22 protein-coding genes are annotated in these 25,384 nt (G+C 56.3%); 16 read left to right on the forward strand and 6 right to left on the reverse strand.

Translation table 11 applies throughout. The features are described 5' to 3' along the window. Positions 1–371 precede the first annotated feature (371 nt). Positions 372–1,133: a hypothetical protein gene (locus tag GOW40_RS03535; RefSeq protein WP_217352221.1), complete on the forward strand. Its 762-nt coding sequence runs from the start codon at positions 372–374 to the stop codon at positions 1,131–1,133. A 16-nt stretch (positions 1,134–1,149) separates the two neighbouring features. On the opposite strand, the gene GOW40_RS03540 is transcribed toward GOW40_RS03535, so the two are convergent. The 3 genes from GOW40_RS03540 to GOW40_RS03550 are packed head-to-tail and all read right to left on the reverse strand — an operon-like array spanning position 1,150 to position 4,363. Further along, positions 1,150–2,829, reverse strand: coding sequence for an acyl-CoA synthetase (locus GOW40_RS03540; protein ID WP_171136348.1), 1,680 nt, complete (start codon positions 2,827–2,829; stop codon positions 1,150–1,152). Beyond that, entirely contained in the window at positions 2,826–3,197 is a 372-nt protein-coding gene (locus GOW40_RS03545; RefSeq protein ID WP_171128495.1) for a Zn-ribbon domain-containing OB-fold protein, read from the reverse strand. Before GOW40_RS03545 ends, GOW40_RS03540 begins: the two co-directional genes overlap by 4 nt. Then, positions 3,194–4,363, reverse strand: a complete 1,170-nt coding sequence (locus GOW40_RS03550; RefSeq protein ID WP_171128493.1) for a thiolase family protein — start codon at positions 4,361–4,363, stop codon at positions 3,194–3,196. Before GOW40_RS03550 ends, GOW40_RS03545 begins: the two co-directional genes overlap by 4 nt. Before the next feature lie 84 nt (positions 4,364–4,447). On the opposite strand from GOW40_RS03550, the gene GOW40_RS03555 reads away from it, so the two are divergent. The 15 genes from GOW40_RS03555 to GOW40_RS03625 all read left to right on the forward strand — a co-directional run bounded on the left by GOW40_RS03555 (position 4,448) and on the right by GOW40_RS03625 (position 21,521). Further along, on the forward strand, positions 4,448–5,593 hold the full coding sequence (locus GOW40_RS03555; protein ID WP_171128491.1) for a nitrate/nitrite transporter: 1,146 nt from the start codon (positions 4,448–4,450) through the stop codon (positions 5,591–5,593). A gap of 61 nt (positions 5,594–5,654) precedes the next feature. Further along, on the forward strand, positions 5,655–6,500 hold the full coding sequence (locus GOW40_RS03560; protein ID WP_171128489.1) for a sugar phosphate isomerase/epimerase family protein: 846 nt from the start codon (positions 5,655–5,657) through the stop codon (positions 6,498–6,500). Next, a complete protein-coding gene (locus GOW40_RS03565) occupies positions 6,490–7,020 on the forward strand; it encodes a DAK2 domain-containing protein (protein WP_171128487.1) in 531 nt (176 codons plus the stop codon). The genes GOW40_RS03560 and GOW40_RS03565 overlap by 11 nt, the downstream gene beginning before the upstream one ends. Next, positions 7,017–8,039, forward strand: a complete 1,023-nt coding sequence (locus GOW40_RS03570; protein ID WP_171128486.1) for a dihydroxyacetone kinase subunit DhaK — start codon at positions 7,017–7,019, stop codon at positions 8,037–8,039. Before GOW40_RS03565 ends, GOW40_RS03570 begins: the two co-directional genes overlap by 4 nt. Further along, positions 8,036–8,932, forward strand: coding sequence for a tagatose 1,6-diphosphate aldolase (locus tag GOW40_RS03575; RefSeq protein WP_171128484.1), 897 nt, complete (start codon positions 8,036–8,038; stop codon positions 8,930–8,932). Before GOW40_RS03570 ends, GOW40_RS03575 begins: the two co-directional genes overlap by 4 nt. Then, positions 8,929–9,657, forward strand: a complete 729-nt coding sequence (locus tag GOW40_RS03580; RefSeq protein ID WP_171128477.1) for a GntR family transcriptional regulator — start codon at positions 8,929–8,931, stop codon at positions 9,655–9,657. Before GOW40_RS03575 ends, GOW40_RS03580 begins: the two co-directional genes overlap by 4 nt. Before the next feature lie 14 nt (positions 9,658–9,671). After that, positions 9,672–11,096 (forward strand): L-fucose/L-arabinose isomerase family protein, encoded by a 1,425-nt coding sequence (locus GOW40_RS03585; protein ID WP_171128475.1) that lies wholly within the window; start codon positions 9,672–9,674, stop codon positions 11,094–11,096. Further along, positions 11,093–12,136: an ABC transporter ATP-binding protein gene (locus GOW40_RS22410; protein ID WP_217352225.1), complete on the forward strand. Its 1,044-nt coding sequence runs from the start codon at positions 11,093–11,095 to the stop codon at positions 12,134–12,136. Before GOW40_RS03585 ends, GOW40_RS22410 begins: the two co-directional genes overlap by 4 nt. A 25-nt stretch (positions 12,137–12,161) precedes the next feature. Continuing rightward, positions 12,162–13,502 (forward strand): ABC transporter substrate-binding protein, encoded by a 1,341-nt coding sequence (locus GOW40_RS03595; RefSeq protein WP_171128473.1) that lies wholly within the window; start codon positions 12,162–12,164, stop codon positions 13,500–13,502. Between the two features lie 55 nt (positions 13,503–13,557). After that, the gene (locus tag GOW40_RS03600) at positions 13,558–14,466 is read left to right on the forward strand and encodes an ABC transporter permease (RefSeq protein WP_171128471.1); all 909 of its coding nucleotides are present in this window, start codon (positions 13,558–13,560) and stop codon (positions 14,464–14,466) included. A gap of 2 nt (positions 14,467–14,468) precedes the next feature. Further along, positions 14,469–15,335 (forward strand): ABC transporter permease, encoded by an 867-nt coding sequence (locus tag GOW40_RS03605; protein WP_171230864.1) that lies wholly within the window; start codon positions 14,469–14,471, stop codon positions 15,333–15,335. A 12-nt stretch (positions 15,336–15,347) separates the two neighbouring features. Beyond that, positions 15,348–16,460 carry a nucleoside hydrolase gene (locus tag GOW40_RS03610; protein ID WP_171102403.1) on the forward strand — a complete coding sequence of 371 codons (1,113 nt, stop codon included), beginning with the start codon at positions 15,348–15,350 and terminating at the stop codon, positions 16,458–16,460. 334 nt (positions 16,461–16,794) lie between these two features. Next, positions 16,795–18,573, forward strand: a complete 1,779-nt coding sequence (locus tag GOW40_RS03615; RefSeq protein ID WP_171230865.1) for a caspase family protein — start codon at positions 16,795–16,797, stop codon at positions 18,571–18,573. 480 nt (positions 18,574–19,053) lie between these two features. Further along, the gene (locus GOW40_RS03620) at positions 19,054–20,799 is read left to right on the forward strand and encodes a caspase family protein (protein WP_171128465.1); all 1,746 of its coding nucleotides are present in this window, start codon (positions 19,054–19,056) and stop codon (positions 20,797–20,799) included. Between the two features lie 113 nt (positions 20,800–20,912). Further along, a complete protein-coding gene (locus GOW40_RS03625; protein ID WP_171128463.1) occupies positions 20,913–21,521 on the forward strand; it encodes a hypothetical protein in 609 nt (202 codons plus the stop codon). A gap of 258 nt (positions 21,522–21,779) precedes the next feature. Here the strand turns inward: GOW40_RS03625 and GOW40_RS03630 are convergent, their stop codons facing one another. The 3 genes from GOW40_RS03630 to GOW40_RS03640 are packed head-to-tail and all read right to left on the reverse strand — an operon-like array spanning position 21,780 to position 25,384. Next, positions 21,780–23,297 carry a proline/glycine betaine ABC transporter permease gene (locus GOW40_RS03630; RefSeq protein WP_171230866.1) on the reverse strand — a complete coding sequence of 506 codons (1,518 nt, stop codon included), beginning with the start codon at positions 23,295–23,297 and terminating at the stop codon, positions 21,780–21,782. A gap of 10 nt (positions 23,298–23,307) precedes the next feature. Further along, positions 23,308–24,357, reverse strand: a complete 1,050-nt coding sequence (locus tag GOW40_RS03635) for a glycine betaine/L-proline ABC transporter ATP-binding protein (protein ID WP_171128461.1) — start codon at positions 24,355–24,357, stop codon at positions 23,308–23,310. Positions 24,358–24,415: 58 nt separating this feature from the next. After that, positions 24,416–25,384, reverse strand: coding sequence for a glycine betaine ABC transporter substrate-binding protein (locus GOW40_RS03640; RefSeq protein WP_171097275.1), 969 nt, complete (start codon positions 25,382–25,384; stop codon positions 24,416–24,418).

Below are 25,384 nucleotides of genomic sequence, written 5' to 3' on the forward strand. Positions count from 1 at the left end.
GTGGGCCTTGATCTCTTGGCCCGGGACTTGGAACTTATTGCAAACTTAACCGACAAAACTCATTGCATTCGCTAGAGTGTGTTGATCGCGCCCCGTATTCTACGAGAGTGCCAAATTAGCTGTGCGGCACTTTTGACAGATGCTGCGGTAATAGGTGCGAACCCGTTGGTTCTGCATCGGATTTTATACCGACAACACCACAAAGCAAGGACTACACCACACGGCACAAATGTGTGGCCGCTCTTGCTTGGACAACCTGCTTGTGCATTTGACCAGCAATACTTCGAAATCGGATATTGGTTGTGTCGTTACCATTTCGCGGTAAAGCTCTTTTGAAATACCGAACAAGTTTGACAGCGAGGTTCCGAAATTTGGCGATTTTGGATTTTGACAGGTCAGTTTGGGAAAATGCTTTGGGTCTCTCCGCCGGGGATGTTCCACATGTTTTGATCCTTGAGGGGACCTGGTGGCGCGCTCAGGCATGCGAGACTCGACTGGCACGGCTTAACGACGTTCAGGAGCTACCGTTTCCTGATATTTTAACCGGCAGTTTCGGAGAGGCGCGCGTGGCGTATTGCTGTGCATATGGTGCAGCTCGGGCCGTCGAGCCCAGCCAGATTTTTGCGCAACTTGGCACAGCCCTGATCATTCAGATTGGAACCTGCGGAGTAATGACCCCCGGAATTCCAGCGGGCGCTGTGACGGTTCCTCGCAGCGCGGCGGCACGCGATGGTGTCTCTCAGTACTACGGCGCCGGGAACGAAGTCGATTTCGATGCCAAGTGGTGCGCGCGGGCGGAAACGCTGCTGCGCGCGGCCGGTTGCACAGCGCTGAACACCTCACACGTCACCTGGCCCAGCCTGTTTGCGCAAAGCGACGAGATCTGTTCCGCTTGGGCAAAAGAAGGTTTGCAAACGGTGGATATGGAAGCCAGCGCGGTGGCCGCCGTTGCCACGCGATATGGGTGCGCCAGCCTTGCCTTGCTTTGCACGTGGGATTTGCTGGCAGACGGGCGCACCTTCCTGGACCCGCTGCCCGATCACAGTCAGGCAGAGCTTGCCCGCGCAAACACTGCTACTTTTGAGGTAGCGCTGCAGCTTGCCTTAGAGGTCGCGCAGGAAGCACCGCAATAGAGAAACACCGCTGGTGCTATTCCGTATCAAGGCGGTTGGTTTTTGCTGACGCCTGTTCAGCCTCGCGCAAAGCGCGACGGCTAATTTTACCAGAAGATGTCATCTTGAATTCGTCGACAAACTCAACCTCGCGAGGCGCTTTGTAACCCGCAAGGCGGGTTTTCACATGTTCTTTCAACGCCTCTGCCAGCGCCTCATCGGCCGTGACATTCGCACGGGGCTTGACCACTGCTTTGACAATGGACCCGCGGTCGGGGTCAGGTTTGGCGATCACAGCAACTTCGGCCACGCCGGGATGAGAAAGAAGGCATTCTTCGATTTCGGCAGGTCCGATTCGAAAGCCCGAAGACTTAATCAAATCGTCTGAACGCCCTTTGTACCAGAAATAGCCCTCGGCATCGCGCACGGCGAGGTCATGGGTACGCCAGTATGCCCCAAGCTTCATCTCCTGGGTCTTTTCCATGTTGTTGAAATAGCCAAGGAACTGGGTCGGCGAACCAAGCGGGGTTACAACTTCGCCGGGCTCGCCATCCGCCACTTCTTGCCCGTCGCCGTCCACAAGCAGGACATGATGGCCGGGATAGGCCTGGCCCATCGACCCCGGCTTGCGCTCATAAAGCGCAGCGCAATTTCCGATCAGATGATTGACCTCGGTCATGCCATAGAACTCGTTACAGACCACTCCCAGCCGGGTTTCCGCCCAGGTGAGGGTCTCTGACGCCAGCGCTTCCCCACCGGTGCAGATCACGCGCAGGGCCAGTTCATATTCTTCTCTGGGCATTGGATGCTGCGCCAGCCGTTTGATCGCTGTCGGGGCCAGAAATGTATGCGTGACTTTATGGCGTGCCATGAATTCATAAGCGTATTTGGCCGTAAACCGTTCTAGTGACGTGGCCACAGGACGCCCGGCCATCCAGGCAGGAAACAGCATATCCAGAAGACCGCCAACCCAGGCCCAATCAGACGGCGACCAGAAAACGGCATCAGGGTCGTCCAGAGAGAGGTTGAAGAAAAGGTTGATCGACGGGGTATAGGCCGCAAGAACCCGGTGACCGTGCATGATCCCCTTGGGTTTGCCGGTCGAACCGGAGGTGTACATCAGCAACGCAGGATCATCCGCGCCGCTGAAATCCGGTTCAAACGTATCGGGCACATCGCGCATTGCTTCATCCAGATCAATGTCGTTAGCGCCCGGATCTCGCATGAACACATGGGTCAGATGCGGAAAGGATTCATCGCGCAAAGGCTCCCACGCGGATCGGCTGGTCAGGATCACACCGGCCCGGCAATCATTCAGCGCATGGGCCAATGTATCCGGCCCGTAAAGCTGAGATAACGTCACCGCGATCGCGCCGATTTTGGCTATTGCCATATGTCCAATCGCTGTGTCTGGGTGCTGACCCGTGTGCAACGCTACCGGGTCGCCCTTGCCATACCCCAGGTCGCGTAGCGCGGCAGCGAGGCCCGTAGCGGCCGCGTCGACCTCGGCAAAGCTCATTCTTGAGGTCGTGCCATCGGGGGCTTCGTAGATGATTGCAGTCCGGTCCCGGTCTTTGGGCCCCAGAAAACGGCCAACTGTCGCGCGATAAATGTTGTAATCCGCCGGCCAGGTGATCTTGTATTCGCCGTCTTTGGCGGGTGCCAGATGAAGGGCCGCCAACTGCTCCGGATCAAGGGATTCAAGATAGTCGCTCATAGGTCCGGCTCCGGTTCAAGCTGCAGGATGGGCGGGCCTTCCGCGCACGCGCGCAGACGCCCGTGCGCGGCATGGGGCGGTAGGTGCGCACTGCGTAGCACCGTTGCTCCATGTGCGCCCTCAAATTTGGCCACAGCAAAGTCGCCATCCGCGCCCGTGGTCCGCCATTGGATCGCAGCCCGGCCGGACAGTGTGACCCAGCCGTCCGAAGGTGTTCGGCAATCGGGGCAAACACGAAGAGGCGGGAATTGTGCGCCGCCGCATGTTTTGCAATGCGATGCGATGGCTTTGCCCTGCCGCAACCCTTCGATCCACGGTGCAAGCCATCCTTCGGCCAGGGAATAATCAAGTGAAACCTGATGCTTCATGCCTGCCCCCCTGCCCGTAGCACAGTCACCGCGCAGCTTGTGCCGACGCCGCCATGTGTATCGGCCAAAGCGTGGCCGAGCGGACGTTCTGGCTGCAGACCCTTGTGGTATCGGCCTTCCAGCAGCAACGCACAGGTGGCGGCTTGTCCGACCCCCGTTGCCCCAACCGGCGCACCTTGCCCGATCAGACCACCGGACAGATTGATAGGGCAAGCGCCATCCGCATCAAACCGACCATCCCGCAAAGCGGCAACCGGATCAGCGGACAGGCCGAGCGCCGCAATCGCTTGTAACTCAGCACCTACATAGGCGTCATAAACCTCTGCAAGGTCAATCGCCGAGGCGCTGATACCCGCCATTTCATAGGCACGCTTCGCCGCGAGTGATTTGGCTTCGAAACGACCCAGAGATTTGCGATGACCCAAGCCGGGCAGATCGGATGCCGCCCCAATGCCGGTGATCGCGGGTGCACGGGTTTGTCGCAAGGCAGGTGCTGCTTCGCGCGCGGACAGGATCAGCGCAGCCGCCCCGTCGCTAAGGGGCGAGCAATGCAGGCGTTTGTACGGGGATGCAATCACTGGAGAGGCTTCAAATTCCTCCGCCGTATGTATCCTAGGAAGATGCGCGCCGGGATTCTCACAAGCGTTGCAACGGTTTTTGGTGGCGACGCGGTCCAGATCGGTCCCTGCTGCACCATATTCGGCCGCAAAGGCCTGCCAGGACAGGGCATAAAGGCCAGTTGCGGTGATACCCGAAAGGCCATCGGTCCAGAAATCGAAAGAATAGCCATAGAGCTCGCGAATGCTGTCACCGTCCAGCGCACTGGCTGACGGATCTACGCCCAAGACAGCAACCCTCTGCGCCCGTCCAGACAGGATGCGTTCGACACCTACATGAACCGCGTATTGACCTGAACCGCCCCCACCCTCAACCCGCAACGTCTCTGCACCGCAAAGACCAATATCCTGGGCAATCACAGAAGCCGGGTTAAGTTGAAGCGTGAAAAAATCGCTTTCCGAAGAAACAATCAGCGCGTCAATATCGCCGGGTTCCAACCCGGCCATCCTAAGTGCATCGCTGAACGCCTGCGCAGCCCAATCCCGAAAGCCAGACCCGTCGCGCCGCCGGTTGAAAGGCGTCAATGCTGCACCGATGACCAGTACCAATAGGCGATCCTCCCCGGAGGGAGATTGACTCAGTAAATTTGTTCATACAAGTCTGTAATAGCAAATTGTTGAAAGGGCCGAGCGTTGACGACTCGGAATGTCCATTGGCTTAGCCAGGCCCTGCCGGTATTGGGATGTTTTGGCGGTGGCAGTCTTTACGGCTGGTCCGGCCTTTTGCCCGCTGTTCAAAACGCGTTTGACGTCGGCAACGCCTCCGCATCCATGGTGTTCTCGTTTGCGCTGGTCAGCTTTACGTTTGGTGTTCTGATTGGCCCTGCTCTGTTAGCCAAACTGCCAGCACGTGCATGCCTGCCTGCTATTTCGGGCCTGGCAGCTGCAAGTCTGCTGCTGTCTGCGCGGGCGCAGGCTTTTGAGGTGTTTGTGCTGGGTTATGGCATCGGCTTTGGGTTTGCTGCGGGGGCGCTTTACAATCACGCACTGGGCGTTGCTGCAGCTTCGCGTCTGCCAACGCTCCTTGTTCCCGTCAGCGTCGCCGCGTTCGGATTGGGCGGAGTTGTCTTTGGCCCGATGAGTGTATGGCTGATCGAGCTTGGCTGGTCGCTCAGCGCGCTATTGCCTGTATTGGGGTGCATGGTTCTAATCGCTGCGGTTTCGTCAGTGACGAAACCCGCATTGGACACCAACGCGATCCGCACAACCGTGCGGTCAGAGGTCATCAAACCAAACCGCGTGATCCTTTTGCTTTGGGCTATCTTCGCCACCGGTTCCTGCGCTGGCCTAATTGTTCTGGGCCTTGCCCCGAAACTGCTGCCTTCCGGCACACATACTGCGGGAATGGCAGTTTTCGGTGTTGCCGCAGGCAATACGCTGGGGCGTCTTTCGGCTGCCGGTGTGGCAACCCGTCGTGGACCGTTGCGCGGCTTTGTCGGTGCCGTGCTGCTTTCGGTGGCGGCATTGTCCGCATTACTGGTGCCTGGCGTGTCAGAGATGATGATGACGGTGCTGATTTTTCTGGTGGCGCTGTCATATGGCCAGATCGCCGCACAAACACCGTTGTTGGTATCCGCACGCGTTCCAGCCCCGGCGTTTTCGAGCGCGTTTGGCTGGGTTTTTACCGGATGGGGCGTTGCCGGCTTGCTGGGGCCGTGGGGCGCGGGATGGCTGTACGACCAGACCGGTGATATGCGGCTGACCCTTCTGGCCTGCATCGGGTTTTTGTTTCTCAGCCTTCTGCTGATCACACGGCTGCCCACAACAGACCCAGGCTAGCGATCTGTTGACATAATCAATTTGTTACTACTAATGTGATTGCAACAGGGGGGGAGTTGGCGTGAAGTTCGGTATCCATTCGGGATTGTGGATGAAGGCCTGGACCGACGATCCGGACCCGATCCTCGAAACTGTTGCTCAAATCGGCTATGACATTGTCGAACTCTCGCTGCTTGGCGTCGGGCTTGATCGGGCTGACAAGATCCGGTCAAAGGCCAGCGAGTGTGGGTTAACCGTAACATGTTCAACCGGCCTCGGGCCCGATGCGGACCCGACCTCAGAAGATCCGGCCATCCGTGACAACGCGGTAGTTGTACTTAGCGATGCGATCCGGACAACCGCGCGATTGGGATCCAAAAGCCTCGCCGGTGTGGTCGCCGCACCTTGGGGTGTTTTCGACCCAGCCAACAAACCCGCCCGCGCGTCTCGGTCAGCGGAGACTTTGGCGCGTGTCGCTCCGGTTCTGGAGGCCGAGGGCGTTTACCTTGGGATCGAAGCGCTCAACCGGTTCGAAAGCGACCTGACCTCGACAGCGGCAGAGACCTGCGCAATTGCTCGCGCGACAGGATCGGATCACATCGGTGTGCTGCTCGACAGCTTCCACATGAATATCGAAGAGAAAGACCCACCTGCAGCAATCCGCGCGGCCGGTGATACGCTGGTGCACTATCATGTGTCGGACAATGACCGGGGGCAGCCGGGCTTGGGCCGCTATGATTTCCCCGCTGATGCCAAGGCATTGAAAGATATCGGTTACAAAGGCTGTATCGTGGCCGAGATGTTCGTGATGGCCGGACATGCGTCAAGCCGCGATCTCAACATCTGGCGCGATATCGAGCCCGACCCAACACGCGCTGCCGTGGAAACGCTGGCCTATTTGAAGAAGGTCTTTGGCGATGTCAGCTGACCGTTTCTTTCAACTGCTGCAGGCCCGCTATGCCCGTGAAGCCGACCATCTCAACACGCTGGACGCTGCCATAGGGGATGGCGATCACGGGACAACCATGCAGCGTGGCCTGACAAAGGCAACGACGGCAGAAGATGGCAAACGCGCAAAAGCCTTCATGCGCGCCTCGGGCGGGGCATCGGGCACTTTGTTCGGTCTGATCTTGCTTGAAATAGAAACGCACCTGGACACAGGTGCACCCCTGAACCTGACACGAGCATGCGACCGTATCTGCGATTTGGGGGACGTGGCACCGGGCGACAAAAGCATGGTCGACGCCCTGTACCCGGCGCTTGCCGCGCAGCACAGCGGAGTGGCGGCAATGATCTCTGCCGCGACGAAGGGGCGCGACGCAACCGTGGACATGTCCGCCCGTAGGGGCCGCGCGCAATATGTCGAAAATGCAGGGCGCGGGCATATGGATCCCGGCGCTGCCTCGGTGGTGATTTTTCTGGAGACCCTTGCGGAGGTGTCGCCATGAAAAAGCTGTTCAACACCCCAGAGACGATGGTCGATGATATGCTGGACGGCTTTGTCAGCGCATTTCCCCAAGTGCAACGCGGCCAGAGCGATCCCCGCGTGATCATTCGCGGATCTGCGAACCGCAAGAACGCCGATGAGAAAGTCACGTTGTTGATCGGCAACGGCTCGGGACATGAGCCGATTGCCATGGGCTTTGTCGGCGCCGGGCTGCTGGACGCCAATATCGTTGGAGATGTTTTTGCAGCGCCTTCGGCAGATCTGATCCTTGACGGGATTTCCGAAGTGACCGGCGCGGCGGGCTCGATCCTGCTGATATCGCAGCATTCCGGTGACATGATCAACGGGCGCGCAGCCACGATGATGGCACAGGATTTGGGCGTCCAGACCCTTCCCCTACCAATGTATGACGACATTTCCGCCGCACCGCCAGAGCGCAAACAGGACCGGCGCGGTGCGCCGGGGACGATGTTCATCTACAAGATCCTTGGGGCAGCGGCCGAGGAAGGCCAGTCGCTTGAGGCATTGATGGCCCTGGGCAAAGCCGTGCGCGAGCGGCTTGTGACTCTTGCAGCGGCGATCACGCCGCCGGTGTCACCCTTGACGGGGAAATCCATGTTCGAACTGCCTGACGACGAAGTTTTCCTCGGTATGGGTGTTCACGGTGAACCGGGGGTTGGGCGTGTCAAAACAGGCCCCGTGCGCGATCTGGTCCGGCGGATGGTTGACGCTCTGCTGGCCGACCGCCCCATGCAAAGGGGCGCACAGGTTTGCGTGATCGTCAACGGAATGGGCGGCACCACAATGATGGAGCAGCTGACCGTTTGGGAGGAAACCCGCACCGCGCTGGCCGAACACGGCATTCGCGCGATTGCTCCGATGATCGGCAGCTATGTCACAACCCAGGAAATGGGCGGGTTCTCGATTTCCTTCTTGGAACCCACTGAGGAGATGTTGCGGCACTGGCTGGCACCCTCCGACACGCCGTTTTTCCCGCAGATCAGGATGGAGGCCACATGAGCATCTTTGATGATCCTGTTTATGGTGTCGCCGTTGATCAAGGCAGCGGGCTCGAGGCCGCCCTGCGCAAGGTGCGCGGTTCACAAGCGCGCCCAGGTGATTTGCTGGATTTCAAACGTATTACAGTTGAAACGCTCAGCCCGTTTGCCACCACCATGCTGGTTGATGCCTCGCTGGGCCGAGAGCTGTTGCCGTCCTTTGACACAAACTGCGTCAAAATGCTGGCCTATGAGGCGGACGTGTACCACATCTCAGACGACGACCGGATGACCAAACTGCCGGACAATCTGAGCGTTGCCGACTATCCGGTTCTGGGTGCCGAGATATTGAAGTTTTTTCTCTACTACGGGCCGAACGATCCGGCAGAGCTGAATCAGCGCAAGCAGGAGCTGGTGGCGCAGATCGGGGCCGCATGTCGCGAACACGGGGTGACATTTCTGTTCGAACCGCTCGTCTATGATCGCGCCATTCCCGACAGCAGCTCTGCCGAATATGCGATCGCCAAACCGGGGCTCGTCGGATCGGCCACCCGCACTTTTGCCGCTCCAGAATTCAATATTGATGTCCTGAAGGTCGAAATTCCCATCAACATCGCCAAAGTCGGCTCCGCCATGTCCGAAGCCGAAGCCATGGCGGCCTTCCGCGAAGCCGCTGCGGCGGCGGGCGACATCCCGCTCCTTTACCTCAGCGCCGGGGTCACGTTCGAACAATTCCGCGATGCATTGGCCCTGTCACGCAAAGCGGGAGTCAATGCAAACGGGTTTATGTGCGGGCGCGCTATCTGGAGCGATGCAATCGACATTTTTGGTGCTGAAGGCCCTGCTGCGATGGCCCGATGGATGCAGTCGACCGGCCGCGAACGGTTGGATGCCTTGAAGGATGCGCTGACATGATGGAGGTGGCCAAATACAAGCAGGTTCATCATGAAATTCTGAACCGGCTTCAAACCGGGCAATATGCAATTGGAATGCGTCTGCCTACCGAAAGCGAACTGTCAAATGCCTTTGGCGTCAGCCGGGTCACCATCCGCAAGGCTTTGGAAATTCTGGTGCGCGACGGCTATCTCACCTCACGCCAGGGCAGCGGATACAACGTCGCGACTTTGTCGCCACCGACCTCGACCTGCCTTGTGTCTTTCACCGACAAGGTTCTGCGCGAAGGCCGCGTGCCCGGGGCACGGCTGCTGCGCCTTGAGGTCCAGGCTAAGACAGTGCCAGCCGCCGTCAACGAGTTCTTCAATGAACCGCTGGTTCTGGTTGAACGGCTACGCACCATCGATGATGTGCCGGGTATGCTGACCCAGACATGGATCCCCAGCCGGTTGGTGCCGCATATCTCAGCCGATCATTTTCCGGAAACCGGGCAGAGCCAATCCATTCTCAGAATTTTGCAGCAAGTGTTCGCACTGGCCTGGACCAGCGCGTGCGAGACGTTGGACAGCCTGCTTGCCGAACCGGAAATTGCCGAACTGCTGAACATACCCGCCGGCACCCCAATTCTGTCGCAGGCCTGCACTGCCTTTGACGCCGACGGGGCGCCGGTTTTCTTTGATCAGGTGTTCCGTCAGGGACCCATCAGTTTTGATCTGGCCGGGGCCGCCCCGCGCCAGACCGCTTAGGAAGGGCGATACTCATGTCGCTGACGATTGGATTAATCAACGCTTCTCTTCCAAGCTACTTCCCCGTCAAGCACGGTGTGTTCGAGGCATGCTCTGATTGGCTACGTAAACTTGCCGCCTCCTACGACGTCTCAGTCGTGGTTGCCGAAACAGTTCCGATGAATGGGGTCGAAGCCCGCGGTGCGGTGGATGAGTTGCGTGCAGAAGGCGCGGATTTTCTGCTGCTTTTGCACGGTGGTTTCACCATGGGTGACGTAGTGCGGGAAGTGGCGCGGGAAAACCTGCCCATGGGTGTCTGGGCCACGCCCGAACCAACGCTGACCGAGGATATACAGCTTAACAATTTTGTATCGCTGAACATGTCGATGTCGATCCTGCGCGGTGTGCGGGACACCCGCCAATTCCCGGTGCAGTGGTATCTGGGCGCGCCCGACGAAGAACACCTGGAACAGCGGATGAGCCAAACCATCCGCGCGCTTACTGCGCGCAAGGCGCTGGACGGTGTGCGGATCGGGGTCGTCGGTGGACTGGCCATGACCTTCTACAATATGGAGGTGTCATCCGACACATTGCTCCGCCAGCTTGGCGTCTGGACCGAGCATGTGGATATCCACCGCATGACCGACCTGATGACCGCTCAATCCGATGCGGATGTGGCGGCCGAGCTGTCAGCCATGACCAGAGCCGCCGAAGTGCGCGGCGTTTCTGATGACCAGATGGTCCTGACCGCCCGTGCGGTTCTGGCCTTGCGGCAAATCGCGGCAGAGGGTGGCTATGATGCGTTGACGGTGTCCGACTGGCCCGCCTTGCAGGATCATCCCGGAATGCATCCCGGTGCGGCGTTCAGCTGGCTTGAAGAAAACGATGCGCTGCCAATCGCATCAGAGGGCGATGTTCTGGGCGCTGTCACGCAGCTGGTGGCCAAGTCTCTGACTGGTCGCGTGGGCTGTTTGCTGGACATGACCTCACCCGATTTCGACCGCGACCAGATCCTGATGTGGCATGGCGGCGGTGGGCCGCTGTATATGGCGGACAAAGGGATTGCGTGGATCAACCACCCGATGATCGGACGCGGCACCGAGGCCGGGCCGATTCACGGTGCTATCGCGGATTACGAGTTTGCCCATGGCGATTGTACGATCCTGCGCGTCTCGCGCCATGGCACGGCGCGTTTTGTGCTGGAAGGCGCAGTTTCCGAAGGCCCGGCCCCGGGCTTTACCGGGTGCCGCGGTTGGATCGGAGACTTTTCTGACGCAAAGGGCGCCTGGTCAGCGCGTGACGTCGTGACAACGGTTTTGGAACACGGACTGGAACATCACTTTATCCTTGTTCCCGGTCGCCACCGCGCCGTTTTCGAGGAGTTTGCCCAATGGTGCAGTATGTCTGCGTTGCCGATCATACCGTCCCATGACGGCCTGCCACAAGGAGCTGGCCTGTGACGGCTGTTCACCTCAAAGGGGTCCGCAAGGACTATGGCAATTTCACCGCGATCTCCCATATCGATCTCGACATCGCGTCCGGAGAGCTTGTCGCCCTGTTAGGTCCGTCAGGCTGCGGCAAGACCACAACGCTGCGGATGATTGCCGGGCTGGAAATTCCGACGAGCGGCCAGATTTGCTTTGACGGCAAGGATGTCTCAGAAGTGCCGGTGCAAAACCGCAATGTCGGCATGGTTTTCCAGCGCTATGCGCTGTTCCCTCATATGTCCGTGGAAAAGAACATTCTGTTCGGGCTCAAGGTACGCGGAACCGACAAGGCCGAGGCCGAAGACCGGCTGGAGCAAATTCTCGATGTCGTGCAACTTCAACAATTTCGTCACCGATTTCCCGCGCAGCTATCGGGCGGGCAGATGCAGCGCGTGGCCATCGCGCGTACGTTGATCACCAACCCTTCTGTCCTGATGATGGACGAACCTCTGGCAAATCTCGACACCAAGCTGCGCGGCGAGATGCGACGCTTTATTCGAAACCTGCAGCAGAGGCTGGGAATCACCACGATCTTTGTAACCCACGATCAGATCGAAGCTATGGAACTTGCTGACCGGGTGGCCGTGATCTTCAACGGCAATCTCGCCCAGTTTGACGAGCCCGATACCTTGTACAAACACCCCAAAAGCGTTGAGGTCGCCGATTTCATGGGGGCTACAAACGTCTTTGCGGCGCAGATCAACGACAAGACCGCAACGCTGGATTTTGGCGCGTTGACCTTTGACGCGCCGTCGCAGAATGGCACGCGCTCGGTGATGCTACGAAGCGAAGCGATCGACCTGCATCTGGACGAACCAACGGATGTGCAAAACGTTTTTCGGGGCACCATCGCGACCCGAGATTTCTTTGGCGCCAACATCACCTACGGGGTCACCTGCGGCCACGAGACGGTTCAGGTCACAGAACAATCCCGCCGCGTTATCGACGTCGGGCAAGACGTCTGGCTGACCATCCCGCCCGAGCGGATCTGGGTCATTCAGAAAAACGACTAGTGGAAAGAAATCAGAGGAGGAGACCATGAAGAAAACACTTCTTACGTTATCCCTGCTTGGAGGGTTGGTGACGAGTGCGTCTTATGCGCAGGATGTCGAGGCTTTCCGTGATGCCGTGACATCCGGCTCAGCGACCTGGGAGGAAATTCAGGCCCGCGCCAAGGAAGAGGGCGAAATCAACCTCTACTATTGGGGTGGCAGCGATCAGATCAACATCTGGATGGATCGCTTTGCCGCGCCGGGGCTTGAGGCAGAGGGTGTCAAGCTCAACCCTGTTCGCATAACCGGCACCAAGGACGCTGTTGATTTGGTTCTGGCCGAGCTCGGCTCTGGCAAAGGTCTGGGTGAAGGCAGCGTTGACGCGATCTGGGTGAACGGTGAAAACTTTGCCACGCTCAAACGCCAGAACGCTCTGTTTGGCGCTTTTGCCGACAAGCTTCCCAACAGCGCGAACATCGAATGGAATGCCGATGATCCACGTGCATTGCTGAACCTGCGCGACTTTGGTGTCGAAACCAACGCATCCGAGATGCCCTGGTCAGGCCAGCAATATGTGTGCTCGGTCAATACTGCGCGGGTCGCGAAAGAAGACATACCGAGCACGTTTGCGGATCTGAAAGGCTATCTTGAAGCCAATCCCGGCAAGTTCGCCTATGTCAAACCACCCCATTTCATCGGCAACACCTTCGTTCAGGCCGCGATCTATGCGCATAACCCGGACGGCAATGGTGCGGTTCCGTTCCAGAACTCGATTGACGATCTCGGCGCTGCAGAATTGGCGCGGTTGATCACACCGGGCATGGAATACCTGAAAGAGCTGGACGGATTGCTACTGGGCGCGTCAGGAAGCGGTGCAAGATATCCCGAAGACCCGTCGGCCCTGAATGGCTTGTTCCTGAACGGTGAGATTGATTTCTCGTGCCAATTCGGCCTTTACGGTGTCGCAATCGGTTTGCGGGATGGTACTTACCCTGAAGGGGCGGAGCAGTTCATCTTCCCCGAGGGCAATATGATCAAGAACAAGAACTATCTTGTCATTCCCGCGAACGCGCCGAACCCCGCCGCCGCGCTGGTCATGGCCAACTACATGGCCTCGGTCGAAGCTCAGGCCTCCAAGCTTGAAGTTGCCGGTATGCCACCTGGTATCGATCCGTGGCGTCTGTCCGAAGAGGACGTTGCCAAACTGACCGCGGCCTCACCGGGTTTTGTCGGCATCACTCAGCAAGAGTTGGACGCAAACACCGCGCCCGACACCAACGCAACGCTGGTCGATGTTATCGAAGCCACTTGGCTGGAATACATCGAACGCAAAAGCACTGACCCGATCGACGTGATCGTGGAACGCGCGGTTGCAAACCTGAACTAAGAACACCCAAACAGAGCCCCCTTCGCAAGCGGGGGGCTCGAACAAGGATTTGAGAATGGGTGATTCCGCACCAAATGAGTTGGCACGGCTTCGTCGGGAACGGCGGCTGATGCTGTTGCAATTGCTGCCGGTTGTGCTTGTCCTGACGGTGCTGTTTGGCGGCGCCCTTGTGCTTGGCGTGATGCAATCGCTGGGCTTTGCGCCCTGGTTTGGTGTGAACACCTTTCCGGATTTTTCCTATTTCGGCGTACTTTGGAGTCAGGCCTCGTTTTGGCAATCTCTCTGGCTGACGCTTTACTATGCCGTTGCGGCGACCATTCTTTCGCTGATCCTGGGCATTCTGCTGGCGCTTGCGTTGGTGCGAACCTTTCCCTCCAAAACGCTGTATAAATACCTCTATAAACTCCCGCTGATGATCCCCTACACTGTCGGCATTGCTCTAGCTGTGATCATGTTGGGCAACGGCGGGATGCTGTCGCGGTTGATGGCTTTTGCAGGTCTGATCGACGACCCGGCGCAGTTTCCGCAGATCCTCAAGACGCATATGGGGTGGGGTATTATCGCCGTCTATGTCTGGAAACAGACACCGTTCGTTGCCCTGACCATCTACGCCGTTCTGTTGGGCGTCGGACGCGAGACGGAAGAGGCCGCAGCGATCCTGGGTGCCAACAAGCGGCAGATCTTCTTCTTGGTGACGCTGCCGCAAATCCTGCCAGGGATCATTTCGTCAACGCTCATCATCTTTGCCTTCAACATCGGGGCCTTTGAAGCGCCGTTCATTCTTGGCGGCGGCTTTCCTGACACGTTGCCGGTGGTCGCCTGGCGATACTTCAACGACGCGGATTACACACTGCAGTTGCAGGGGATGGCTACAGTTGTGTCCATCGCCCTGATCGCAGGTGGCATCCTTTATAGCTATCTTGCGATCTACCGGCGCTATGAACGCCGCATCGGGAGGCAGTGACGATGGCGCGTCGGAACGCAAATGCCACTGCGCTTAGCGAACGGCTTTCACCGTTTCAGAAGGTCTATTTATGGTTGGTAGCGGGGTTCATACTGGGCCCGTTCATCCCGCTGATCATCCAAAGCTTTGCGTTCCGCTGGGCCTGGCCTGATCTGCTGCCAAGCACATGGTGGCTGGAGCAACGTGAGAAATCCGTGCTGCCCCTGTCCTGGGATTACGTGATCTCGCCCTATAGCCAGGTGTGGGAAGCTACGCTGAACACCGTCTTCATCGGATGCGCGGTAACTGTGATCTGTCTGATCATCTGCCTGCCCGCAGCGCGCGTTTTGGCACGTGAAAGTTTCCGCGGCAAACCAGCTTTTGAGTTCTTCCTCTCCATGCCTCTCATCGTGCCCGAGGCGGCCATTGGCATCGCGCTGCTGATGATCTTTATCCAGATCGGACTGGCCGGGACCTATACGGGGATCATCATTGTCCACCTTATTCCGACCATACCTTACATGATCCGAATGCTCACCGCTGTTTATCAGGGGCTGGGCCGTGACTTCGAGGAACAGGCAATGATCTTGGGCGCATCGCGCTGGCAAATCCTGCGCATGGTGACACTGCCCATGCTGTTGCCAGGCGTTGTTGCCGGGGCTCTGTTCACGTTTCTGGTATCTACAAACATCTTCCTTCTGACCTTTTTCATGGGTCAGGGCAAAATCATTACCTTGCCCACACTGCTTTTCTCAAAGATCGCGGGCGGGACGTTGGATGCGTCCGCAGCTGGCATCACATTGGTTGTGACCGTCCCCGGCATCATTCTTTTGGTCGTGACCGAGCGGTTCATCAAAGAAGAGGCATTTGGCAAAGGCTTCGGCAACTAGAAAGGCAAAGACATGATGACTTTGAATGAGGCCGTAGAACGGTTCACCCCTCTGGACCCCGAGTTAATGAAAACCCGGCTGGACCGACCGGGAGCGATGCCACGCGTTATCATCGACACCGACACCGCCAACGAGATCGACGATCAATACGCCGTGGCCTGGGCGCTGTTGTCGCAAGATCGTCTGAACCTCGAAGGTGTCACAGCCGCGCCCTATTCATTCCTGCACCATCGCGATGGTCTTTATGATGCTGTCGCTGCCTTGCAACAGGGAAGTGGGACAGACCATGACAGCAAATTTGTAGGCCCCTTCGCAGGATGGGCGCAGCGATTGCTGGCTGATGGACGCACGGCGGATGACATTGAATTTGTAACGCCGGATGTAGGCGAAGCGCGTTCTTATGATGAAATCCTACGCGTTTTTGACGCCTGTGGTGTCGCTTCCGAAGGCCGAGTGTTCCATGGCTCGACACAGCATTTGCCGTCCTATGACGCGCCGGTGGATTCGGATGCGGCCCAATTCATCATCAAACAGGCACGTAACCGCGAAGACGGGCCGGTCTATGTCCTCGCCATGGGAGCATTGCCAAACATCGGCTCCGCCCTGCTGATGGCGCCGGACATCATCGACAATATCGTTGTGGTCTGGACCTCAGGCTTTCCCAGCTATGCGCCGTTTTGCAATGAACCGTCACTGAATCTCGTGCAAGATCAGCTATCGTCGCGATTGCTGTTCGAGTGTGGCGTGCCGCATGTGTATTTACCAGGCTACCATGTCGGCGCACAGCTGACGATTTCCAAGCCGGAAATGGAGGCTTTTGTCAAAGGTCGCGGAGCAATCGGCGATTACTTATGGCATCTTTACACCAACAACCCCTTGCATGTGAAATACGCGATATCCGAGCCGGACACGAAAACATGGGTGATCTGGGACATCATCAATGTGGCCTGGATGCTCGATGCTGCTTATGTGCCGACCCATCTGACAAACTCGCCACATCTGAACGCCGAACTCTATTGGCAGAATGACCCGTCGCGCCACCTGATGCTCGAGGCCTATGACGTGGCGCGGGATGCGATTTTTGAAGATTTCTACCGCTCCCTCGCGAAAGGCAGATCCGCTTGACATCAGAGAAACGCTTTGGGTGCCTTCTACCCCTAGGGCTCGAAGCGCGGACCAAACCAACTGTCTGACGTCAGCGCCCGACCAACAGATCGGGGTTTGTGCAATAAAGCTTGCTGTCAGCGAATTCGAACCAGTCTCAGTTTGCCTCGGAAACCGTGACGCTAAACGTAGTCGCGCATCTAAACAAATAGCAGCTTCTCGTCAGCGTTGCATTAAGTGATCCTGACTTCGGTTGCGGCTTTATTTCGTGCTAAGGTGAGGCGTTAATCGTTTCAAAGTTGAGTCAATAATTATGATCTCTATGTGCAAATGGCGCCGTCACATCTGGTACCTGTTGGCGATTGGTTTGATCTTGATCGCGCCACTTGCGGCAGAAGCCAACGGGAAGCGCGTAGCGCTTGTAGTCGGCAATTCTGCCTATCAACACGTCCCAAATCTGCGCAACCCAGCCAACGATGCCCAAGATATCTCCAATGCATTGAAGCGAATTGGATTTACGGTCACGCTGCAAAAAGACTTGAACTACACAGATATGAGAATTGCATTGCGCGACTTCACAAAAGCCGCAGCAGATGCAGAAGTCGCATTGGTGTATTTCGCGGGTCACGGCATTGAAATCGAAAACACAAACTATTTGATTCCAGTGAATGCAGCATTGCGTAGCGACCGCGACGTGGAATTCGAAGCCATTCGTCTGGACGCTATTGTTAAATCTATTGCTGGTTCATCCGCTCTGAATATCGTGATTGTTGACGCTTGCCGCAACAACCCCTTTCTCGCAAATATGAAACAGGGCTCGATTACCCGGTCGATCGGGAGCGGATTGGCTGCTGTCGAGTCGGGCGGTGTCGTAGTCGGTTATGCAGCCCGTGGCGGAACACTGGCGCAGGATGGCGACGGCCGAAATAGCCCCTATGCACAAGCTCTTTTGGAATACATTGAACAACCTGGTCTGGAACTTGGAAAATTGTTTCGCAAGGTTCGCGACCGCGTAATTACTCTCACTGACGGGTACCAGGAACCCTTTGTCTACGGTTCATTGCCAGGCAAAGACATTTTTTTGGTTCCAAAGATCGAAAAAGTTGCCTTGCCTGCGCCGGACTTACAGGGGTCTGTTGCTCCGGCTTCACAGCCGCTGGCAAAACAGGAAAGCGCGCTGGCAGCCGCAATGAAAGTAAACACAATCAGGGGCTGGGACTTGGTTTCAAGATCCCAGCCCATCGCGGCCACGACGGCTTATGAAACGCTTCAAAGAATGGATGAAATCACACCTGCCTGGATCAAAAACAGCGGGCGTTTGGGTGCGATAGAGGCTGCGCTTTTGCCGGATCTCGCGCAGAAAAAGAAGTTGCAACAAAGCCTAAATGACAATGGCTTTGAAGTAGGTGTTCCTGATGGTGTATTCGGGCCGCGGACCCGAGCTGGCATCAGGGCGTTTCAGGCAAACTATGGGTTGGAACAAGCTGGATATGCGGATGTAGCAGTTCTTTTCGGCCTAGGGCTCAGGCCCCATGTCGAAACAGATGAAAGCTTCATAAGCAACTCCTTTGCGGTCCGGCACAGTATACCCGAGCTTGAACAGCTGGGTGAGTCCGAAGAAATTACTCAGATCCTCAAGTGCCTTGGGCTTCGAAAAAGCGTCTATGGAACCTTTGGTGGGAGCCTTTACGTTGTGCTGATGTATTCCGGTACGGTCCAGAATGCGCGTAGAGAAGCGCAGCAATGCGGCTTGGATCTGGCCGCAATCACATCTTCCGCAGAGAACGCGTTCGTCGTTCGAATGATCGCAAGTGACCCGGCCTTCTTCGAGGTCGGTTACGACAGTAAAACAAGAACCAGCTACAAGGCAGGACCATATTTTGGGTTCAGAAAAGACCCAAAAGAAGACAGCGCGATTACCGGTTGGCGTTGGTTTAGCGGTGAACCGGTAGGTTACACCAATTGGTTGCCGTCCAAGCCAAACAGAAATCACGGCAAAGGCAGCAAAACATACGCCCAATTTCAGTATGAAGCCCGGGGGCGGCGGGACATCGACAATGTTGTCCCGACCATGTGGTTTGATGGCTCGGGCAGGAACGCACGCTCTGTTGTGTTGGAAGGTACATTAGAATGACCGGTTCTACCCGAATGGCCTTTGCAAAACTACGCGTGTCTGTGAGGCCGCTAAAACAATCGGATCGGCCTGTTCGTTCCAATTGATTTTTGCGATACTGTTTAGTCCTTTCAAATCACGCGTTTCCGGGGCGTTTCATTTAGCGGTTCATATCAGTACCTATTCAGAATTTTTCTGACCTCACCGATCTGAGCGCATTCGCCTGATGGTACTGTCCCTGTAACGGCAACGAATGCGAACGCCATAAGCTCTGCCCAATTCAGCAAAAACCCGCGTTACGATGCGTTCTCAAGAGTGAAACGACGAAGCAAACATCGCTCGTAACGGGTAGAGGTTCCTGAGGATTTATCGATTCAATTGGTTTCTGTTATGAATGTGAAATAGCACACAGCGGAAGTTTGAAAGCCGCGTATTATGTGTGCCCAACATCGAGAAGGAAATCGAATACTGGCTTGAAGAGTTTGTGGGGGGGTCACCAAGTTGCTCAGGTTTTTTCTATTTTTCTTTGTCGTTTTCCTCGGCTTTGCAGCGCCGTCACTTGCCTCGCGAGTGGCGCTTGTTGTTGGCAATAGTGACTATGAAAACACCGAACGCTTAACAAATCCTGTAAATGATGCCTTCGAAATCTCCAAAGTTTTGAAACAACTTGGATTCGAAGTCATCGAAGTCAAAAATGCGTCTCAAAGAGACTTTGGCGAAGCCCTTCTGCGTTTTGAACAAAGGCTTGATGGCGCAACTCATGCGCTTTTTTTCTATGCCGGACATGGAATGCAATTGCGGGGGGAAAACTACCTGCTTTCAGTTGACGCAAAAGTTCAGAACCAACATCTTATCGACTCCGAAGCTGTAAGGCTGTCCAAGGTATTGAACCTGATGGAAAGCCGAGCCGCGACCTCAATTGCTTTTATCGATGCCTGCCGAGACAACCCGCTTGCAAATGCATTGAGGGATCGGGTGCCGGACCAGGCGCGCTCACTTGGGCTGGGTCGAGGGCTTGCTGTGGTGGGAGGTGCATATAGTGACAGCCTCGTCGCTTTTGCCACGACCCCTGGAAAAATAGCTTATGATGGAACTGGACCGAATTCTCCGTTTACCAAAGCGCTTCTCAGTCACATCAAAACTCCAGGTATTGAAGTTTCTACAATGCTCAAGCGCGTGTCTGCAGATGTTCTGGAAGAAACTGACGGCAGACAACGCCCCGAGGTTGTTAGCCAGATGTCGCGCGAATTCTATTTCAGGATCTCGGTTGGGACGGTTGAAACTCCAAAAGAAAAATTGAGCGACGAAAACCTGGCCACACAACAATTGAACCTGGCGGTTGGCATCCCCGACCAAAAAGCGCGTCTCGAAGCCATGCAAAAGATCGTGGATACGTTTCCGGAAACGTCAGCGGCCAACATTGCCAGGCAATTGTCGGAACAGGTGACGGCGAGCGCCGCCAACAAGCCTCGACAGAATTCAGACCCCGCGCCCCAAAGCACTCAAGAACAAGGCGAAACCGATCTAGCTGCTCTCCAACCATCCAGAGAGGTCCCTGAAACGAATACGGCCCCTGATCCATTGGTTGTCGCAGAAAACGCATTGGGAATCGGACGCGCGGAATACCGCAGCATCCAAAGAGCACTCGACAGTTCAGGATTTTCCCCGGGCGCTGCGGATGGATTGTTCGGACCTCGCTCGAGAACAGCTCTCCGTCGTTTCGAGGCCGCAAACGGTTTGTCTCAGACAGGATATCTCAATGAAAATACATATGAGATGCTGCTCGCCCGAGTGCCAAAAATAGACAACCGAAGCGTTGAGCCCAATTCATCTGCGACGACTACAAATCTCGCCGCTTTGGATGGGAGCTATGAGGTTGTTGTTCGCCGCCGTTGGGACGATGAATATGCCAAATACCACTACGATCCGTATTACAAACCCGGACGTCAGGAAGTGCTTTCGGTGTACCGTTTCAGTCAAAACGGAAGCGACGAATTATCTTTGACCTACCATCGCGACTTTACCGGCAATTCAGCTGGGTTGCCCAAAGCCAAAGCAACCCTGGACGAGAATGGTAACTTCAAGTTTCGAGCATCTCTAAGCTCTCATTTTGGTAATGCCACAATTCGACAAGTTACTTTTTCAAGAAAACTGGTGTCGCTTCAAAAAGGACAGTCCGCGAGGTTCGAGCCTGGTCGGTTTGATCAGCAATTTATCAAGAACGTAGAGCTCAAGCGCTTGAAATAGGCAGGAGGTCTTCAGAATGAACTTGACCACTAAACCAGCTCGACTATCGCGGAAACCTGCGTGCCGTACGAAGTAAGTATCCTGATTAACAAGTAAAAATAGGAATGGGTAAAATGTCAGACAAAAAGAAAACTCTCACGCGTTACAAGCAAGTTCTGGGCAAACTCAAGAAGCTTCGCGCGGAGATGAACAGTGACTTTGAAAGACTTCGCAAAGAAAACGCGCGCGACTTGCAAAAGTGCAAGAAAGCTACGGATCAGAAGGATTTGATTGCGATGCTGGCCACCATGGCTGTGGGCCTTAGCAATCTGGCTGTTGCCGCAAAAAAATCTACTAAAGTAACCGGCGCCGAACTCGCAAAGCTGAACAAAGAAACGCTAAAGGGTTTTGTCGGTAGTAAAGCGGACCAATACGCCCAATTGGTCGGTGGCGCAGTGTCCGACGACGTAAAGGCGGACGGGAACCTTGTCCTCTTCGCGAAAGCCACACTGAAGGCATGGTCTGATATGAACAAACCTTCGTTTTGGGCGGCGGCTTATGTCGACATCGTGGAAAACAGAAAATTCAAATGGGATCCGGTTTCTTGGGCGGCCTACGCCAAGAAGATTCAAAAGGAGAGCGACTCCCGTATCACAAGAATACAACTGAAAACTCAGAAAGACCTCGATTCTAGGATCAGAAAGTACGAAAAACTAGTTAAGCAGCTCGAGAGAGCCGCGTAAAAAACCAGATACCGAACTCGTCAGAGGCGGTATCACTACCGTCGGCAAATGGCCCGAAAACTGACTTGGTCAAAGTGGGCTCAGCACCGAACAACGCTGTGTCGTGAACTGGAAGCCACTTTGGAGTGGCGAACGGCGCGACTGCTCGCCAAGATGGCTTGGATACCGCATCATGTGGCCTGAGGCGACAGCTCAAACTGGCAATCGGATTCGCTAGTTCAGTTTAAACCCGCACCCGCGTCTGCTGACTATTTCTCGTTATCTCTTACCCGCAACAATCCGGTCCAGGATGAGTGCGCAGAACAGGATCGCAAGACCGGCAAGTATCCCCTGCCCCGCCGCTGCATATTGCAGAGCTTCCAGCACGTCCTCACCCAATCCTTTTGCGCCGATCAGCGAGGCGACAACCACCATGGCCAGCGACATCAGTATGGTTTGGTTTACACCGGCCATGATTGTTTTATGCGCCAAGGGCAAGTCAACACGCCAGAGCAAGTAGCGCGGTGTTGCGCCAAAGGCCAAGGCGGCTTCGCGCACGGTTTCAGGGACCTGCTGCAAGCCAAGCACTGTGAAACGGATCACTGGTGGGCTACCAAATATCATGGTCGCGACCACGCCAGCAGGCTTGCCAGAGCCGATAAAGGCCACAACCGGAATCAGGTAGACGAAGGAAGGCATCGACTGCATGAAATCCAAAATGGGCCTCACAATGGCAAACGCACGCGGACGACGCGCGCAGTAGATACCCAGGGGAATGCCCAAGGTAATCGAGATCAGCGCGGCTGCGCCAAGCAGCGCGATGGTTGTCATCGCTTTTTCCCAGAAATCCAGAAGCCCGAGATAGGCCAGCGCTGCGCCGGTAAAAATCGCCACGCGGGCGCCAGCCGAAAGGTAGGCCAGCATGATGATCACCATAGCCACTACCGGCCAGGGGGTATCAACCAGCACAACTTCGATCCAGTCCAGCAGAGTACGCATCCCTAAGGTCAGCCCGTCAAAGAAGCCTCGTCCGGCGGTTTTGGTCCATTCAAACACGGCCTGCACACCGTCTCCGACATTCAACCGCCAGTCGCGGTTGGTGGGGAAGGTTTTGAGCACAGCCAAAGCATCAGGCTGCGCGAATTTGATCATCGACAAGATCACCACCACGAAGGTCAGCGCTGTAGCCACGGCTAGTCGGGTGACCGACCACCCGTGCGCCACGCTCGGGTCAGAGCGCCACCGCGCAAATTGCCCTTCAAGCGTCCAATTGGCCAGAGATGCGGTAAGAAACTTGACGGCCAACAACAAAACAATGCCGACGGTCAGATAGGTCAAGCCAGTTGAGTCGGCTGTGCGCGCGGCCTCTTGCGCGCCGGCCAAGGCCCCTTCCAAGGATTCTGCTGCACGTTTCAGCGAATCCAGCGACGCAGCTCCAGATTGCTCTGCTGCGGTGATCTGTTGGCGTCGAAGCTCCAACGTTTGCTCGATTTGTTCCGCGCGCTCGCGAAACTCGCGCCCGAGATCTCCGAACAAGCCCAGCCCGATCTGGATATAGGCTAGTGTTTCCAACACCAGAAATCCCAAGAACCATGACCATAGCCCCCGTGCGCCGAACCAGATCGGTCCGAGGATCGCCGCTGCCTTGTTCAGCGTAAAGCGATAGCCTGGCGCCTGCATCATGTAGGAGAAGGTCTTTTGGTAATATGACTGTTCCTGCCCCACGAAATCTCCGATCAGCCCATTTAGGCGGTCGGCGGTTTCCGGCTGGATCTGTTGGACATCAACATGTTTCATAACGGTCCCCTTATGCCTGGCTGTCCTGGATCGCACGGATTAAGCCCGCACGATTGATCACGCCTACGGTCTTGCCGTCCTGTGTCACCGCCACTACGCCGTGGCCATCCACGCAGAGGTTCATTAGATCAGACAAATCCATATCCGGATGGGCTTCTTTTGCGTCCTGGGGCACCTCTCCATGATGTGCTTCGAACTCGTCGACGGGTTTCATAACGGCATGGGCGAAGATCATATTGAGCTTGGAAATCCCGGCTACGAAGTCGGCAACATAGTCATCGGCAGGATTGAGGATGATCTCTTCGGGTGTTCCGATTTGAACAATGCGCCCATCCTTCATTATCGCGATCCGGTGGCCAATGCGGATCGCTTCGTCCAGGTCATGAGTGATGAACATCGTGGTCTTGTTCAACTTGTGGCTCAGATCCATGAACTGATCCTGCAACTGTTTGCGGATCAGAGGGTCAAGAGCCGAAAACGGTTCGTCCATCAGCAAAACCTCTGGATCGGCGGCGATCGCGCGAGCGAGGCCGACACGCTGCTGCATCCCGCCCGACAGCTCATGTGCGTATTTGTCTTCCCAGCCGTTCAGCTCAACCAGTTCCAGCACGCGATCCGCCTCTTCCCAACGGCGGGCCTTGCCGGTGCCGCGGATTTCTAGCGGCATCGCTACATTGTCGCGCACTGTCCGGTGCGGCATCAGGCCAAAGTTCTGAAACACCATGGCGACGCGACGGTTGCGCAGATCTCGCAGGCCTTCATCATTCAGGCCCATCACATCCTCACCATCCAGATAGATATGGCCGTCTGTAGGCTCCAGCAGACGGTTTACATGGCGCACAAGGGTTGATTTTCCCGACCCCGACAGGCCCATGACGCAAAACAGCTCACCTCGTTCGATCTCGAAACTGGCATCAGCCACACCTACAACGCAGTTGAAGCGTTCCAAGACCTCGGCCTTACTCAGCCCCTCACTATGGATGGCGTTCAAAGCTTCTTGCGAGCGCTCGCCGAACACTTTCCACACGCCTTTTGCGTCGATTGCGATTTGCGCTGTCATTTTGGCCCCATCGGAATTGAGTTGGATCGCGCCCCCGGCACCCAGGGGCGCGCAGGTTTTAGTTGGTGGTCAGACCCAACCAGCTGTCGACGGTATCGCCATTGGCGGCTATCCATTCAGCTACGACCTCATCCGTGTCGCGGCCTTTGACCACGACCTCATAGGTCAAGCCGCTGAGTTCACCCGCATCCATGTCGATATTGGCCAGGAACGACGCTGCTGCCGGGTTGCGCTGATCCAGCGATTTGGAATGTGCAACGGTCACGGTCTTGACCGGCTCACCCGTGCTGACATGAGACTTGTTGTACCAATCCGCATCCTGATCGGGCTGCACCATCTTGTAAGTGGCCGCATCATGCTCGGGTTCTTCCAGAATGGTCACGTCATACAAGGCGTGTACGTAGTGTGGCGCATAACAATAGAAGGCCGCACCTTTCTTCTGGTCGATCTGATCTTTCAGACGCGAATAGAACACAGTTTCGTCCTCGGTGGTCGGTGTTAGAAAGGTCTCAATACCGTAGTCCCGCACACGCACCTTGAAGGTGTTGGTCGAAGCCCAGCCCGAGGCACCAACCCAGACTTCGCCCATGCCGTCACCATCCGAGTCGAATAGCTCTTGTGCGACCGGTGTCGCCAGATCGTAGATCGAGCGGATGTTGTGATCCTCGACCATGTAGTTCGGCACGCAGATCCCGGCACGGCCTTCGTAGCTGCCAGCAGACAGACCCACGGTACCTTTTTGGTCGACATATTCATCGGTAAAGGACGACTGGTTCGGCAACCAGACATCCGGATGCACGTCGATGTCACCACGCCCGCCATCCATGGCAGCAAAGATCACTGCGTTCGCGCCGGGAGCATAGCCGACTTCACCACCAAGACGAGTTTCGATGACCTGCCCGATCACGCGGCTCATGATCTTGGCGCCGGGCCAGCTGGGTTCGCCCACCATGACCTTGTCCTGTGCCATTGCCGTCGTCGCACCCATGGCCAGAGCCAAGATTGCTGTAAGCTTTAGTGTTTTCAT

This window comes from Ruegeria sp. HKCCA6707 (assembly GCF_013033515.1).
GTDB lineage: Bacteria > Pseudomonadota > Alphaproteobacteria > Rhodobacterales > Rhodobacteraceae > Ruegeria.

Excerpts from the sequence above, each read along its gene's own strand:
- GOW40_RS03540 (WP_171136348.1), bottom strand. The coding sequence starts at position 2,829 with ATGAGCGACTATCTTGAATCCCTTGATCCGGAGCAGTTGGCGGCCCTT.
- GOW40_RS03545 (WP_171128495.1), bottom strand. The coding sequence starts at position 3,197 with ATGAAGCATCAGGTTTCACTTGATTATTCCCTGGCCGAAGGATGGCTT.
- GOW40_RS03565 (WP_171128487.1), top strand. The coding sequence starts at position 6,490 with ATGTCAGCTGACCGTTTCTTTCAACTGCTGCAGGCCCGCTATGCCCGT.
- GOW40_RS03570 (WP_171128486.1), top strand. The coding sequence starts at position 7,017 with ATGAAAAAGCTGTTCAACACCCCAGAGACGATGGTCGATGATATGCTG.
- GOW40_RS03575 (WP_171128484.1), top strand. The coding sequence starts at position 8,036 with ATGAGCATCTTTGATGATCCTGTTTATGGTGTCGCCGTTGATCAAGGC.
- GOW40_RS03580 (WP_171128477.1), top strand. The coding sequence starts at position 8,929 with ATGATGGAGGTGGCCAAATACAAGCAGGTTCATCATGAAATTCTGAAC.
- GOW40_RS03585 (WP_171128475.1), top strand. The coding sequence starts at position 9,672 with ATGTCGCTGACGATTGGATTAATCAACGCTTCTCTTCCAAGCTACTTC.
- GOW40_RS03595 (WP_171128473.1), top strand. The coding sequence starts at position 12,162 with ATGAAGAAAACACTTCTTACGTTATCCCTGCTTGGAGGGTTGGTGACG.
- GOW40_RS03600 (WP_171128471.1), top strand. The coding sequence starts at position 13,558 with ATGGGTGATTCCGCACCAAATGAGTTGGCACGGCTTCGTCGGGAACGG.
- GOW40_RS03605 (WP_171230864.1), top strand. The coding sequence starts at position 14,469 with ATGGCGCGTCGGAACGCAAATGCCACTGCGCTTAGCGAACGGCTTTCA.
- GOW40_RS03610 (WP_171102403.1), top strand. The coding sequence starts at position 15,348 with ATGATGACTTTGAATGAGGCCGTAGAACGGTTCACCCCTCTGGACCCC.
- GOW40_RS03625 (WP_171128463.1), top strand. The coding sequence starts at position 20,913 with ATGTCAGACAAAAAGAAAACTCTCACGCGTTACAAGCAAGTTCTGGGC.
- GOW40_RS03630 (WP_171230866.1), bottom strand. The coding sequence starts at position 23,297 with ATGAAACATGTTGATGTCCAACAGATCCAGCCGGAAACCGCCGACCGC.
- GOW40_RS03635 (WP_171128461.1), bottom strand. The coding sequence starts at position 24,357 with ATGACAGCGCAAATCGCAATCGACGCAAAAGGCGTGTGGAAAGTGTTC.
- GOW40_RS03640 (WP_171097275.1), bottom strand. The coding sequence starts at position 25,384 with ATGAAAACACTAAAGCTTACAGCAATCTTGGCTCTGGCCATGGGTGCG.